The sequence below is a fragment of the uncultured Victivallis sp. genome (assembly GCA_944389935.1).
Classification (GTDB): Bacteria; Verrucomicrobiota; Lentisphaeria; order Victivallales; family Victivallaceae; genus Victivallis.
The window spans coordinates 1-13,875 of the sequence record CALXOE010000007.1; the positions used below are offsets into that span (position 1 = coordinate 1).

Annotated in this window: 11 protein-coding genes; 4 read left to right on the top strand and 7 right to left on the bottom strand. The window is 57.9% G+C overall.

Annotated features, from left to right (window positions below):
* Positions 1–241: 241 nt before the first annotated feature.
* Positions 242–583 carry a hypothetical protein gene (locus Q0J85_RS03600; protein ID WP_294478316.1) on the bottom strand — a complete coding sequence of 114 codons (342 nt, stop codon included), beginning with the start codon at positions 581–583 and terminating at the stop codon, positions 242–244.
* A 326-nt stretch (positions 584–909) separates the two neighbouring features.
* Here Q0J85_RS03600 and Q0J85_RS03605 point away from each other — a divergent pair, with 326 nt between their 5' ends.
* Together Q0J85_RS03605 and Q0J85_RS03610 are read left to right on the top strand one after the other, a co-directional pair.
* A complete protein-coding gene (locus tag Q0J85_RS03605; RefSeq protein WP_367274593.1) occupies positions 910–1,500 on the top strand; it encodes a peroxiredoxin in 591 nt (196 codons plus the stop codon).
* Between the two features lie 149 nt (positions 1,501–1,649).
* Positions 1,650–3,089, top strand: a complete 1,440-nt coding sequence (locus tag Q0J85_RS03610) for a tannase/feruloyl esterase family alpha/beta hydrolase (RefSeq protein WP_294478318.1) — start codon at positions 1,650–1,652, stop codon at positions 3,087–3,089.
* Positions 3,090–3,112: 23 nt separating this feature from the next.
* Here the strand turns inward: Q0J85_RS03610 and Q0J85_RS03615 are convergent, their stop codons facing one another.
* From Q0J85_RS03615 to Q0J85_RS03635, 5 genes are all read right to left on the bottom strand, one after another.
* Positions 3,113–4,675: a hypothetical protein gene (locus Q0J85_RS03615; RefSeq protein ID WP_294478319.1), complete on the bottom strand. Its 1,563-nt coding sequence runs from the start codon at positions 4,673–4,675 to the stop codon at positions 3,113–3,115.
* A 23-nt stretch (positions 4,676–4,698) separates the two neighbouring features.
* On the bottom strand, positions 4,699–5,331 hold the full coding sequence (locus tag Q0J85_RS03620) for a histidine phosphatase family protein (RefSeq protein WP_294478321.1): 633 nt from the start codon (positions 5,329–5,331) through the stop codon (positions 4,699–4,701).
* Positions 5,332–5,410: 79 nt separating this feature from the next.
* The gene (locus tag Q0J85_RS03625; protein ID WP_294478322.1) at positions 5,411–5,863 is read right to left on the bottom strand and encodes a hypothetical protein; all 453 of its coding nucleotides are present in this window, start codon (positions 5,861–5,863) and stop codon (positions 5,411–5,413) included.
* Positions 5,864–5,865: 2 nt separating this feature from the next.
* The gene (locus Q0J85_RS03630) at positions 5,866–7,680 is read right to left on the bottom strand and encodes a hypothetical protein (protein WP_294478324.1); all 1,815 of its coding nucleotides are present in this window, start codon (positions 7,678–7,680) and stop codon (positions 5,866–5,868) included.
* Positions 7,681–7,705: 25 nt separating this feature from the next.
* Entirely contained in the window at positions 7,706–8,983 is a 1,278-nt protein-coding gene (locus tag Q0J85_RS03635; RefSeq protein WP_294478326.1) for a glutamate-5-semialdehyde dehydrogenase, read from the bottom strand.
* A gap of 281 nt (positions 8,984–9,264) precedes the next feature.
* Between Q0J85_RS03635 and Q0J85_RS03640 the strand changes: the two genes are divergently transcribed.
* On the top strand, positions 9,265–10,533 hold the full coding sequence (locus Q0J85_RS03640; RefSeq protein WP_294478329.1) for an adenylosuccinate synthase: 1,269 nt from the start codon (positions 9,265–9,267) through the stop codon (positions 10,531–10,533).
* Between the two features lie 99 nt (positions 10,534–10,632).
* A complete protein-coding gene (locus Q0J85_RS03645; RefSeq protein ID WP_294478331.1) occupies positions 10,633–11,817 on the top strand; it encodes an FtsW/RodA/SpoVE family cell cycle protein in 1,185 nt (394 codons plus the stop codon).
* A 205-nt stretch (positions 11,818–12,022) separates the two neighbouring features.
* Here Q0J85_RS03645 and Q0J85_RS03650 read toward each other — a convergent pair whose 3' ends face one another.
* Positions 12,023–13,864: a hypothetical protein gene (locus Q0J85_RS03650; protein WP_294478333.1), complete on the bottom strand. Its 1,842-nt coding sequence runs from the start codon at positions 13,862–13,864 to the stop codon at positions 12,023–12,025.
* Positions 13,865–13,875: the final 11 nt, after the last annotated feature.

Below are 13,875 nucleotides of genomic sequence, written 5' to 3' on the forward strand. Positions count from 1 at the left end.
GGGACGCAACAGATTCTTAACATAACCCCCATCCAGGAACTTTTCAAGCTCAAAATCAAACTTTTTTACAACTTTTCAGAGATAATGACACCACGCTTCAACGTCCAATCCGAGTACAGTATGTGGAAACTTTCATCCGGATGTTTTCCGTGTTTTTCCATCACCAGAACCCGATCCGACGGATATTCCGAATATTTTCCGCCGCCGTAATACACGTAATCACAAGGGAATTTGCCCTCTTTTAAGGGAATTTGCCCTCTTTTTCCGAATGTGGCGGAAAAGTGGCGGAAAATGGGCAGATCAATCCGGAATCATCCGTCAGATATCCGGCAGACCGCAGAAAATCGAAGCCGTCCGCTCCGCGTGCCGGCGGCAGCCATCCGTCGTTTTCATCCGCATAATATGCGAGTAACAAGCCGAGCGATTTCATCCGGGCTGCGCATTCCATCATTCGCACATGATCCGGATCACAGAAAAAGAAAATTCTCATCATGCCCCACCCCAGAAGGACAAGCACTACCCATCCGGCAAACAATACCCACAGTCGTTTCTGCAAAAAAAGCATCGGCAGGGCAACCGCCATTCCTGCCGGAATCCCGAACACAAACCATTGCAGGCAATTCGCCTGAACCAGCATTCCGATCCATGTCAGTCCGAAACATGCACAGGAAAACCCCAGCGACACCGATAACAGCAGCAGCGTGTAACTCTTTTTGGACGCCATGGTTCATTCCTCCCTTCTTCTTTCCATAATATTCCATGAGCGGATATCAAATTCAAATATCTTCCGGAAAGAGAATTTTTTTAATTATTTTTGATAATCATTCTTGATTTTTATAAAAGCAGACGTATAGTAATGGAAAATGAAACAGGTAGGAGCCTGAATTCGAATCAACGCAAGGAGGAGTAATTATGTCACTCGTCACCAAAGCCGCCCCGGACTTCCGGGCCAATGCCGTCATGCCGGACAATACGATTGAGCCGTTCCAGCTCTCGAGTCTGCGCGGGAAATATGTCGTTCTCTTTTTCTACCCGATGGACTTCACTTTCGTCTGCCCGACTGAGCTCATCGCGTTCGACAATGCAATCAACCGTTTCAAGGAGCTGAACACCGAACTGGTTTCAGTCTCTGTCGACTCCGAGTACAGCCACTACGCATGGAAGCAGACCGAACGCAGCAAGGGCGGCGTCGGCAATCTGCGCTTCCCGATGGTCGCGGACTTCACGAAGCAGATTTCGCGTGATTACGGCGTCCTCGTCGACGAGGCGGTCGCTCTGCGCGGCCTCTTCCTGATCGACAAGGAGGGAATCGTCCGTCACGAGACGATCAACGATCTTCCGCTCGGCCGCAACGTCGAAGAGGCGCTCCGCATCGTCAAGGCGCTGCAGTTTACCGAGAAATACGGCGAGGTCTGCCCCGCCAACTGGAGCGACGGGGCTGAGGGGCTCAAGCCCACCGCGGAAGGGATCTCCGCTTATCTCTCGCGGCACGAAAAGTAGGAAACTCCCAGGGACGCTTCCGGCATCTTCGAGGTGTCGAAGGCGTTTTTTTTGCAGTAGGAACTCTGGAACGCTTGTAAATCCGGGCAAAATATGATACCGTATTTGAGGATTTTACCTGGAAAAACACAAGGAGTGATCTCATGCCAATGAATTTCATATCCTCCGGCCTGCAGGCGATCCGGAATTTGAAGCTGCAAAACGGGGAATTTCTCCTGATTAAGGAAATTCCCTCTTCCTCTCCCGGCCGGGCAGACGCTCCGCCCCGCCATATCCTCGTCAAAATCCGGCTGAATCCGGTGGCGCGATCCAATATTTTCATTGAAATCCGACTGCCGGAACCGGAACTGTGGAATGGGCGTTTCCTCGGGCTCGGAAACGGCGGCGCGGCCGGCAGCATCAATCCCGCCATCTTCACTCAACCGCTCTGGGACGGTTACGCAGCGGCATCGACCGATCTTGGAACTTCGCCCGACCCGGATTCCGGAATCGGCAATCCGGAAGTATGGCGGGATTTCGGTTATCGGGCGACTCATTTCATGACTGTGACGGCGAAAGAAATTATACAGGCCTATTATGGACGCGGCCCGGAGTTTTCCTATTTCAGCGGCTGCTCCACGGGCGGGCAGCAGGCGCTTCAGGAAGCACAACGCTATCCGGAGGATTATGATGGAATCCTCGCCCGGCTCCCCGCCCACTGCCGTACGCCGCTGCACGCCTATTTTCTCTGGAACTTCCAGATTCTTCAGAAATGTCCATTCTCCGCAGAACAGGAAGCGAACGTAATCGCCGCCGGAAATGAATACATGGCTCCCCGGGAAATTCCCATGGTCGCGGGAAAAATCATCTCCGATCCGCGCTGTACGCCGGCAGACATCGAGGCGGTCGTTGCGCTTGCGATGAAAAAGGATGCCTCTTTGACCCCCGAACACGCGGAGGCGCTGCGCCTTCTCTTCGGCGGCCCCGTCCATGCGGCGACCGGGGAGCGCATCTTCGACGGCATCCCGTTCGGAAGCTCGTTCGACATCGCCCGCGGAAACCTCTATTTGTTCCGCTGGGTATTCGGGAAAGAACGGGATTTGATGACCATCAACTTCGCAGGAGACATCGACACCTACACCGCCGAACTCGGCCCCCTGCTGAACGCCGAAAATCCCGACCTGAGCCGCTTTGAACAGCATGGCGGGAAACTCATCATCACTTCCGGCTCCGCAGACTCCTGCGTCCCCTATCATGCGACACTCGACTATTATGAACGGGCCGCGGAAGCCGTCGGCTCACTCGAACATTTGCGGGAATTCTGCCTTTTCTACCTCATTCCGGGTATGAGTCACGGCCCCGGACCGGGCGTCAACCAATTGCCGGACCTGCTGAATCTCCTGACTCGCTGGCGGGAAAATGCGGAATTTCCCGGCACACTGGCCGGAGAACGGCTCGAAGATGACCGACTGATTTTTCAGCTGCCCATCGCTCCCTACCCGGAAAAAATCGTGCTGGACGAAAAAAACGGAGAACCGAAAGCCATTTCCGGCCCGCGCGGCGGCGTGAACCGCATCGCCCAACGCTTCCTCCCCCCGGCCGGAGAGTAGCACGGCTCCCCCCCGGAAACGTTCTACTCCGGGGCCGTCAACCGGGGGACGTCCGCCGGTTTCCCGGCATGAAGCGGCTCATCGAGTTTAAACATCCAGCCGTCCGGACATTCAAATACCGGAACGTACCCGTACAGGTAGAGCCGCTGGGCCGCGATCTCCCCCTCGCGGGAAATCCAGAGCCAGCGGCTGCCGATCAGCCGTTGCAGTTTATCCGGCGAAGTGAATTTCACGCCGCGCCGCAGATCCTCGAGAACCAGCATCGGTTCCCGATACCTCCCCGCGGCAAACATCGGATCAAGCCCACATAAAAAACGATACTCCGGCAGCGTGTAGATCAGCTGCGGAAAATCTCCCCAGCTCAAGTGTCCAATCACACTGCCGGGCGGAATTCCCCGTGCATGCACCCACTCCGCGAGATCCCGGTAAGGATTCCAGACCTCTTTTGCCGCCTGCCGGAAATAACCGGCGCTCCACAATACCGCCGCAACCGCATAAGCCGTGCAGACGCGGCGTACCACTGTCCGCCGATCAAGCGGTCGCTCCCATGCCGCCAATGCCACAGTCAGCGCCAGCACCCCATACTCCGCCATCCGGAAATAGAGGCACAACCCGATCCCCGTCCCGATCCCGAGAATCGAAAGAAACAACAATTCACGGCCGATCCTGCGGCAACTCTTCAGCCGCATCGCCACAATCCACGCCGCCAACAGCGGCAGCGCCAGCAGAAACGGCGCACATTTGAGCGTATCCCATCCTCCGCTCGTGAGCTCACTGCCGCCAATCGGACCGGAGCCGGGCGAAAGCATCCCCCATACCACTTCCAATCCCTGAATCTTCCAGATCAGAAAACTGTTCGGAAACTGCGGATGCAGTGTAAGAGCCACAGCAACCCCGACCAGAGAAACCACGGGAAGCAGCAACGCACGCCACTCCCGATCCGCGATCACCGCTGCCAGCGCAAACGCACCCGCCGGCATCAGCACAAAATGCGGATTGCTGTAACAGTAGCCGAACGCCAGACCCGCGAGGAAAAATGTCAGCCATTTTCTCCAGCCGCGCATCAACGCCGGCGTGCAGAACGCAGCCGTCGTCAACGCAAACAACGTAATGGCAAGCACATGCGGACGGAGTGCCATAAGCCGTTCCGTCAGCGGCGGCGACAATACCGCAAAAAGCATCGTCCAACGCCAGACTCCCCGCACCCCCAGGCGCAACAGCAGGACCGCAACCGCCACCAACAGCAGAAGCATCAGAAATGCGCTCTGAAGATGAAAGGGGGGCACGTTGTCCACCCCCAAAAGCCCGCCGCACCGAAAAACACTCCACAACAGCAGATGAAATCCGAGCTCCTTATCGCTGAAATTCTCCTGCCACACCGACATCGTCGTTGACGGAAACTGTTTTGCCGCAAAAACTTCCGGTCCAGATTCCGCCATGATCGCATGATAGAACGAATCCCGGTCGGATTCGCCGCCGCAACAGACGGAATAAATCCGCACGGCCAACAGAAACGCCAGCGGCAGAAGAATTGCCGCAACCGCCTCCCGCAGCCGGAATCGTCGAAACTTCATCCTGTTCAACATGCGCCCTCCGGCATTGTCCTCAATCAGTATCCACCCGCGCGCGAGAGCAAATCGCTGACATGGCTGATATCGTTCCAGGTTCCGAGCTGCCAGCAGCCGTCCGTGTGCAGAATCCGACTCAACGAGACATTCCCGACCTGGGGCTGGCGCGGCAGCGGCGCTGTGATGCCGAGGATGTGTTTGAACATCCCGCGCATCACCCCGCAGTGCGTCACAACCAGAATCCTTTTCCCGCACTCCCGCACGACCAGTTCATCGAGAAAACGATTGACCCGCTCATAAGCCTCCTCTTTCGACTCTCCACCCGTGATCGGACAGGGCGAGTGGTCGTGCAGAAATGCGTCGACCTCACCCGGGTAGAGCCGCTTCACCTCATCGAACGGCCTGCCGACCCAATCCCCGAGATCCCACTCCCGAAGCTCTTTCGACGGAATCACCTCCGCATACGGTGCGGCAATCCGCGCCGTCCGCATCGCCCGGTCCAGATCGCTTGCGTAAACCGCGTCAAACCGCATCTCTTTCAGCCGCTCCGCGAGCCGTGCCGCCTGTGCCAACCCCTTTTCATTCAGGGGAACATTGCTCTGCCCCTGCACGATATTCCGACTGTTCGCCGCCGTCTCTCCATGACGGACCAGATAAATTTCCGTCGTAGCCATCCTGCCCCTCTCCAAAGAAAAAAGCACCCCCGGCGGGAAAAACCGCCCGGAGGGTGCTCACCGTTTACACCGGTATCGATTACATCGCCATGATCGAGAAGACCAGCGCGAAGATTGCACAGGTCTCAATCACACCGAGGATCATCAGGTCATTCGCAAATCCCTGGTTCGTTTCAGCGAATGAATTGCAGCCGCCCGCCGCCGCTTTCCCCTGGAAAGTCGCCGAGACCATCTGCGCAAGTCCACCGAAGATGCCGATCGTCAGGTAAAGCGGCCAGTTCTGCGGGTTGTCCGCCGCCGCACCGTTGATCAGAATCATCATGATCATGCCGTAAATCGTCTGCGAAAGCGGCGCACCCGCCATCGCAAGCAGCAGAAACGGGGCGGGCTTATCCTGCTGATAGCACTTCTTCCAGGCGCCGATCGCCGCGGCGCCGGCCATACCGGTTCCCATCGACGAACCGATCGCGGCAAGACCGACCGCCGCATATCCACCGGCCTTCGCCAGCGCCATCATCAATTCCTGTTCCATGCCTAATTTTCCTCCATTTTCTTGCTGTTACAAAAAGGTTTGAATTTTGATCCGGCCCAGGTCAGCCCCACGTGGTTGGAAAACTCCAGCGTATTCAACCGCACCCCGTGAACCATCACGCTCATCAGGCAGAGCGCAATGTTGAGGACATGACCGAAAAGTATCACAACCGCCGCGGCCCACACTGTCAACCATGCCGGCCCAAGCTCAAACACACTCTTCCCCATATCGTTGAAACTCGATGCGATGTAGTAACCCGCCAGACCCACCGCAAACAGACGGATGTACGACAAGACATCCACAAAACTGTTGATGATGCTGAACGGGAACTGAAACACCTGCGCGACATCTTTCCAGTTCACATCCGCAACGGCCACCATCACAAGACCGATCCCGTAGAACCAGAACATGATCTGCGGAAACGCCGCGGGAAATACCAGCAGCCGGATCGTCAGAATAAAATTGCCCAGCAGGAAAAACACCCAGCCGAGATTCCCGACCACACTGCGCACCGTCCCGTCGTGCAGCGCTTTCCAGATCCGCCCCAGTGAGAGCTGAACGAGCGCCAGCGTAAAACAGATCAGCTGCGTGTACTGATTCTTGACCGCCTCATCCGTCAGCTGCGGAACTTCCGCCCACTTCAGCCACGAGGGGTTCGCCATGCCGAAGATGTTCGAAGTCATCAATCCCCACACTATCGTCGCGACCGACAACAGCGTAAACAGCCGCACAGGCAGCACTGCCGCCGGATTGCCGCGGAACTTCCAGGCGGCAAACAGCGTCCCGAGCAGGAAAACCAGCCCGTAACCAGCGTCTCCGACGATCATCGCGTAGAAAATCGTAAAGAAAATCAACACCCCGGCCGATACGTCGATCTCGTCATATCCCGGTTCAATTCCGAGAAATCCAAACAGCGGCTCGATCGTCCGCACCCATTTCGGAGTTTTGATGAGCGTCGGCACCCGGTCACCCGGCTCCGGATCCTCAATGAGGAGTCCCCACCCATTCGTATCCGCCGCTTTCTCGAGCGCCGGAATCGACGGAGCCGGAACATAACCGAAGAGCGACACGATTTCGCCATGCTCCGCGAGCGAATCGCTCACGCGCGAAAACTCAAGCTCGCTCGAAAGCTGCGAAACCCGTTTCGATATCGACGGAATCGACGCGAACAGTTCGCTGATTTCCTCTTCCACCACCCGCAGCTCATCTCCGAGCTCGGTTTCGCGACGGCGCAACGACGGCGGATTGTCTTCGCCGCCGAGACGCACCTCCGGCAGAACCCCGTCCGCAATCGGTTCAGTTGAAAACACCACAAAATAGCAGCGCCCGTTCTCCTCGGCAATCAGCTGCGTATCGGCATTCTCCAACGCCTCGGCCGCCTCAAACGCCGTATCCCGCCCGCAGCAGAGATAGACGTAAATCCCTTTTGCACGCAGCGCGTCGATCTCAGTCCGGTCAAAATCTCCCCAGACGGCAAGACTCTTCAGCCGCTGCTGCACGGAAGCAAGTTCCGCAGAAATCTTCTCCCGCGAATCGAACAGCTGCGCAGTTTGCTCGACCGCTTCGGCTCCTGAACGCACTTTTGCGTTCGGGCTCTCCTCCGCACCGCTCTTCTCGCGCTCTTTCCGGTACTTCTCCAGCGCGGACAGAACCCGGCGGGCCGTGTCGTGGCACTCCGAAAGCTGCTGACTCCGACCCGATTCGCTCCCTTTCGTCACTTCAACCTGCATCACGCCGAGAGAACGCAGCGCGGTCAAGACCGAGCTCTCCTCGGAACTCAACGCCAGCAACGTGACCTTTTTCATCGGAACAATCATAATTACCCTCTCTCTCCGCCTCAGATCACGAGCGGATCTGCCCGTCACCGCGAACGAGATATTTGTAACTGGTCAGCTCGTCGGCCCCCATCGGACCGCGCGCATGCAGCTTGTCCGTGCTGATGCCGATCTCGGCACCCATTCCGAACTCGCCGCCATCTGTAAAACGTGTCGAAGCGTTGCTGTACAGCGTCGCCGAATCCACGTTTGCAAAGAAATAATCGATATCCGCCTGAATCGAACTTATGATTCCGTCGCTGTGACGGGACCCGTAATGGTTGATGTGCGCAACCGCCTCCTCAACCGAGCCGACCATCTTCACCGCCAGAATCAGATCCAGATACTCCGCGAACCAGTCCTCCTCCGTCGCCGGAACCGCCGACGGATCAAATTTGCGGAATTCCGCATCTCCGCGCAGTTCGACCCCGTGCTCTTTCATCGCCGCAAGAAACGGCGGGATGAACCTCTCCGCAATCCGGCGGTCGATCAGCAGCGTTTCAAGCGCATTGCAGGCACTCGGACGCTGGCACTTCGCGTTCACCACAATCGCGACCGCTTTCTCAACATCGCACTCGGCGTCGATGTACAAGTGACAGACCCCCTTGTAATGCTTGAGCACCGGCATCGTCGCCTCGGCGCAGACCAGCCGGATCAGACGCTCGCCGCCGCGCGGAATGATAAGATCGAGATATTTGTCCATCTTCAGCAGAATCGGCACCGCCGCGTGGTCGGTCCAAGGCACAAGCTGAACGGTGCCGTCCGGCAGACCGCAACCGACCGCGGCCTCGTCCAGCAGCCGGGCGAGCGCCATGTTCGAGTGAAACGCCTCGCTGCCGCCGCGCAGAATCACCGCGTTGCCCGCTTTCAGGCAGATTCCGGCCGCATCGACCGTCACATTCGGGCGCGACTCGTAGATGATGCCGATCACACCGAGCGGAACGCTGACCTTTTCGATGAACAGCCCGTTCGGGCGGGTCGTGCCGGAAAGCACCCGCCCGACCGGATCGGCCTGAGACGCGACCACCCGGAGTCCTTCTGCCATCTCCGCAATGCGCCGATCGGTCAGCGTAAGCCGATCGATCATCGCCGCGGAGAGCCCCGCGGCTTTCGCCGCTTTCAGATCCTCCTCATTGGCCGCCTTGATCGCCGGGACCGCCGCCTCAATCGTCTCGGCCATGCGCCGCAGACAGCGATTCTTCTCCTCGGCCGGGAGCACGGCAAGTGCGCGGGACGCAACAACCGCTTTCTCCCCCATCTCCCGCAGGACCTGCGTCATCATTCCGGTATCGATCGAATCGCCCACTTGAACACTTTCCCTGGTATTCGTCCCGTTTATCCACAAATCATGTATTAAAATACCCCGCTTTTCGTCAACTTGCAAATTCCCTCACCCGATTTTTTGGAGATCAGACGCAAGATTCCATGAAAAAACCGGATTTTTCCGTCATTTGCGGCCTGAAATCCGATCCGGCGGCAAAAATTGTCTTGCGAAAACAGCTCCCGCAATTTGAAATTCCGCTAAAAGGCGCTATGTTATTACCTTTGTTTCATAGAGTATCAACACCTTGAGTCAGGGGGGAAAATATGCCGGTTGACATTTTGGTCGGAACCCAGTGGGGCGATGAAGGAAAGGGCAAACTCATCGACGTGCTCACCCGCGACGTCGACATGGTCGTCCGTTTCCAGGGCGGCAACAATGCGGGTCACACCGTCGAGATCGGCGATGAACATTATGTGCTTCACCTCGTCCCCTCCGGCATCTTCCGGCCGAACGTGGTCAACGTCATCGGCAACGGTCTTGTCGTCGATGTCCTCGGACTCGTCGAGGAGATGAAAGGAATCGCGGCAAAAGGATTCTCGATCGACAACATCCGCCTGTCGAACCGCGCCCAGCTCATCTTCGAATACCACAAACGCGCCGACGCGCTCAAGGAATCCAATGCCGGGACCAGGAAGATCGGAACCACCAAACGCGGCATCGGTCCGGCTTATGCCGACAAGATGAACCGCACCGGAATCCGCGGCATCGACCTGAAGAATCCCATCCGGCTCGAGGAGCAGTTCCGCGCCGAGGCCGAGCGGTACAACAAAATGTTCGCGGAACACAACATCGCTCCGCTCAATATCGATGAGGAGTGGGCGCTCGTCCGCGAAGCGGCCGCGTTTCTCAGCCCCTACGTCTGCGACACGGTCTACCTTGTGAATGACGCGATCAAAGCCGGCAAGAACGTTCTCTGCGAAGGAGCCCAGGCCGCTCTGCTCGACATCGACCACGGCACCTATCCGTTTGTCACGAGCAGCAACACCGTCTCCGGCGGCGCCTGCACCGGCGCAGGCATCGCCCCGCAGAAGATCCGCGACACCTGGGGCGTCATCAAGGCGTACACGACCCGCGTCGGCGAGGGACCGTTCCCGACTGAACTCTTCGATGAAAACGGTGAAACGCTGCGCAAGATCGGCCATGAATTCGGCGCCACGACCGGTCGTCCGCGCCGCTGCGGCTGGTTCGATGCGGTCGCGAGCCGTTACGCCTGCATGGTCGACGGCGTCAATAAGCTCGCCGTCACGAAACTCGATGTGCTCGACCAGTTCGAGCAGATCGGCGTCTGTGTCGCCTACGAGATCAACGGCCGGGTCACGAAAGAGTTCCCCGCGTCCGCCGAAGAGCTCGCCGCCGTCAAGCCCGTACTCGAGTGGCTGCCCGGATGGAAAGAGGATATCAGCGCTGTCACGAGCTATGACAAGCTCCCCGAGAACGCGAAGAAGTACCTTGCGCGAATCGCCGAACTCGTCGACTCCGAACTCGCGATCATCTCCGTCGGCCCCCGCCGCGATCAGACGTTCGAGGTCTGACCCGAACACGTTGAACGGCAGCGGCCCGGGGCGGGGGGAGAAGAGAAGTTCACTTCTTTTCACCCCCCGTTTTCGTCAAAGCGGCAGGTGGTTTGAACAATGCGAAAGGCAAAAAAAAAGAGTGAAAGCTGGTGGCCGGTCCGGCTTCTGCGCTATCTCGGCGGATATGACTTCATCCAGATCACCGCGCTGCTGTTCCTGATCTGCACGGGACTGGTTTTCATCTACTCCACCGGCGTGCAAATCGGCACCGCACTTTCGCTCCAGGCGTTCGACCGTCAGCTTCTCTGGGCCGGCGGAGGGTTCGTCCTCTGGATCGCGGCATCGTCGATCAACCTGCGCCGCACCGAATACAAGGTTTTCTCACTGATCTTCTATCTGGCCACACTGGTTCTGCTGCTGCTTCTGCCGTTCGTCGGCCAGAAAGTCAACGGTGCGGTCAGCTGGCTGAACATCCCCGGCGTCGGCTTCCGTCTCCAGCCCTCGGAATTCGCGAAGCTCGCGCTCATCATGCTGCTTGCGGCGATGTTCTCCACCGCGATGTTCTCGGTGAATAAATTCTTCTGCCTGCTGCTCTCGGGTGTCACCGTCGCGATTCCGCTCGTGCTGATTCTGAAAGAGCCGGACTTCGGCAGCGCCCTGATCCTGATTCCGATCTATCTGGCGATCGTCTTCTGCGCCGGGCTCAAATGGCGGTTCATCATTACCGTAAGCATCACCTCCATTTGCGCGCTCGCCCTGGTCGTGGCCAACGAAGTTCTGCGCATTCATCCGTTTCTGAAAGGGTATCAGCTGAACCGCATTCTCGCGTTTCTCCACCCGGAGGATTTCCTCGCCTCGGCCGGATACCAGCCTTATCAGGCGGGACTCGCGGTCGCCTCAGGCGGTCTCTTCGGCAAAGGCATCGGCGCCGGAACCCAGAACTCCCTCGGATTCCTCCCCCAGATGGCCGCCAACAACGACTTCATCTTCGCGATCATCGCCGAAGAGACCGGATTCATTGGCTGTCTGCTGATCTTCCTCGCCTATCTGCTGCTGCTCTACTCGATCCTCCGAACCGCGTTCCTGACCGATGACCCGTTCGGCCGCTATCTCTGTATCGGCGTCGGATCGATCATCTTCGCCCACTGTTTCATCAACATCGGCATGAGCATCGGCATCACCCCTGTCACCGGACTCTCGCTGCCTTTCATCAGCTACGGCGGCTCTTTCTTCCTCATGCTCATGACCGCATGCGGCCTCATGCAGTCCGTCTACCGTCATCGCGACGACGGGAAAGTGTGACCGTTCCCCTTGTCGACCGGGCAAGAGAAAAATTTTTTAAAAAAAGTTAGATTTATCTAATTCCCGGGCTTGCATTCTTTTTTTCGGGTGATATAGTAATGGTGTTCTCCGGAAAAGAAGCGGGCACTCTTTTCCACCGGCCCTCCTGCGCGTGCTTTTTTCTGCATTTTCGGCATCCGCGGGAGGGCCACTCTTTTTGATGGGATCAGCGCTCGTCCGGCAGTTCGACGAACCGGACAGCAGGAGCGGCTTCGTAAGTTACGCCACGATATGGAAAAGAGATCGTCTCGTCGGAAGTGCTCCAGAACACAAGCACCCGCCCGCCATCCTCTCGATCGAACAGCAGCACCTGCACTGGGGACGGAACGTCGGCAACCCGTCCCGAGAACCGGGGGGCACGGCCGAGGGCGGCACTCATTTCCCGGTAGGCGAAATAAGCGGGTTTCGGTTCATAATTCCAGCGTACGATGCCGAAGTTGTCCTCTCGTTCAGACGGGTTGTCGCCATCGCTGTGGAAATCGTAGAAGTAGACTCTCTCAACTCCAGCGGCGAGGTAGGAGAGATAGAGCGTCTGCAGCAGATGTGCCTGCTCCGCCTCGGCAAATCCGCCCGCAAACTGGATGGTGCAGCCGAGGATCGCGCCGCGTCGTTCTCGAAACGTATAGAGTGCGATTCCGTCACCGACGGCTTTTCCGGTGTGATCGAGAACCTGAACCAGCGGGGTGTATTCATCCCCTTCCGCGACATTCGCGGCGTTGAGAAACCGGGTGACATAGACATTTTTGAGATCCCTGATTCCGGCCTCTTTCCCGGTGGCGGTCGTAAGGGTTCGACTGGCGGATTTCGGGATGTCGGGTTTCGTCCACCACGCCTGATAACCGATCCCGTAATAAGGGTGGAGTTCTCCGGCCGCACTGCGGCTTGACCAGTTCCCCTGCTCATTGCGATAGCGGACGTAATAGAACGGCACTTCGCCGAAGGCGAGCAGAATCCCGCCTTTTTTCACATATTCCAGCATCGGCTCTTTGTAAGACTCCTCGATGGCGGTGTGTTCGCAGCCGAGAAAAACCGGCAGTTTCTCCGGATCGGCTTCTGCCAGTTCCTCCGGTGTGACCGGAATAAGTTTCGCCCCCGGCAGCCAGTTGCGGGACGGCTCGAAATCGCGATCCGGATGCTCCCGGGAAACCGGCGCCCCGACGACCAGCTGCTGCGGCAGCTTCCGCCCGATCTTCCGCGCCGCCGCGCCGATCGCCCTGATGAGCACATCGGGCTGTTGCGCAATCAGATTGCTGCGGTTGGTTGCGCCGCCGCACTCCGTGATCCAGAGCGCACACGCCCCATCGCCATGGTCGGCCAGAACCGTCTTGAACTCCTCCATGCGTTTCCGCTGAAACGCGCTGCGGTCGACTCCCCATCCGTAGGGGTGAACCGCGATCGCATCGAAATACCCCTTTGCGCCGGCGGCATACATATCGCGCAGATATCCAACGTTCCACCCGCACAGGCCGCCGACCATCACGACGTTCTCAGGATCAGCCGCCTTGAGCTCCTCGTATGCGATTTTCAGCAGCGGTACGAACTGCGCGGCGTTCGGATCGGGTTTCCAGAATCCGCCGTCCGGTTCGTTCCAGATCTCCCAGACTTTCAACTTCCCTCTGTAATGCCGGGCGCAGGCGCGGACGAAAGCACGCCACTCTTCCGGATGCCGGTAAAGCGGAACCACATCCGGGCGGATTTTGTCGACTTCCCAGTCATACCCCTCGAGGATCGGCAGATATTCTATCCCATATTGATCGAGTTTTTCCAGAAGCTCATCGTAGCTGCTGAAATCGTACTGTCCCTTTTTCGCGGCAATTCGCGAAAATTTCATGTCGTGCCGCAGCGAAGTCATCCCTGCGTCCCGCATCATCCCGAGCTGGCGGTCGATGTTCTCCCACTCTTTCGCGGCATGCGGATGGGCGGCGATCCCCCACGGAGAATCCGTCCCGGCGCAAATCACAGCCGTGCCCAGCAAAACCGCAGCGGCTAATGTCTTCCATGTTTTCATTCGAAAATTTC

What these genes read in the sequence shown, in the direction of transcription:
- Q0J85_RS03630 (WP_294478324.1), bottom strand. Translation starts at nt 7,680, where the DNA reads ATGATTGTTCCGATGAAAAAGGTCACGTTGCTGGCGTTGAGTTCCGAG.
- Q0J85_RS03645 (WP_294478331.1), top strand. Translation starts at nt 10,633, where the DNA reads ATGCGAAAGGCAAAAAAAAAGAGTGAAAGCTGGTGGCCGGTCCGGCTT.
- Q0J85_RS03610 (WP_294478318.1), top strand. Translation starts at nt 1,650, where the DNA reads ATGAATTTCATATCCTCCGGCCTGCAGGCGATCCGGAATTTGAAGCTG.
- Q0J85_RS03625 (WP_294478322.1), bottom strand. Translation starts at nt 5,863, where the DNA reads ATGGAACAGGAATTGATGATGGCGCTGGCGAAGGCCGGTGGATATGCG.
- Q0J85_RS03650 (WP_294478333.1), bottom strand. Translation starts at nt 13,864, where the DNA reads ATGAAAACATGGAAGACATTAGCCGCTGCGGTTTTGCTGGGCACGGCT.
- Q0J85_RS03600 (WP_294478316.1), bottom strand. Translation starts at nt 583, where the DNA reads ATGGCGGTTGCCCTGCCGATGCTTTTTTTGCAGAAACGACTGTGGGTA.
- Q0J85_RS03615 (WP_294478319.1), bottom strand. Translation starts at nt 4,675, where the DNA reads ATGTTGAACAGGATGAAGTTTCGACGATTCCGGCTGCGGGAGGCGGTT.
- Q0J85_RS03620 (WP_294478321.1), bottom strand. Translation starts at nt 5,331, where the DNA reads ATGGCTACGACGGAAATTTATCTGGTCCGTCATGGAGAGACGGCGGCG.
- Q0J85_RS03640 (WP_294478329.1), top strand. Translation starts at nt 9,265, where the DNA reads ATGCCGGTTGACATTTTGGTCGGAACCCAGTGGGGCGATGAAGGAAAG.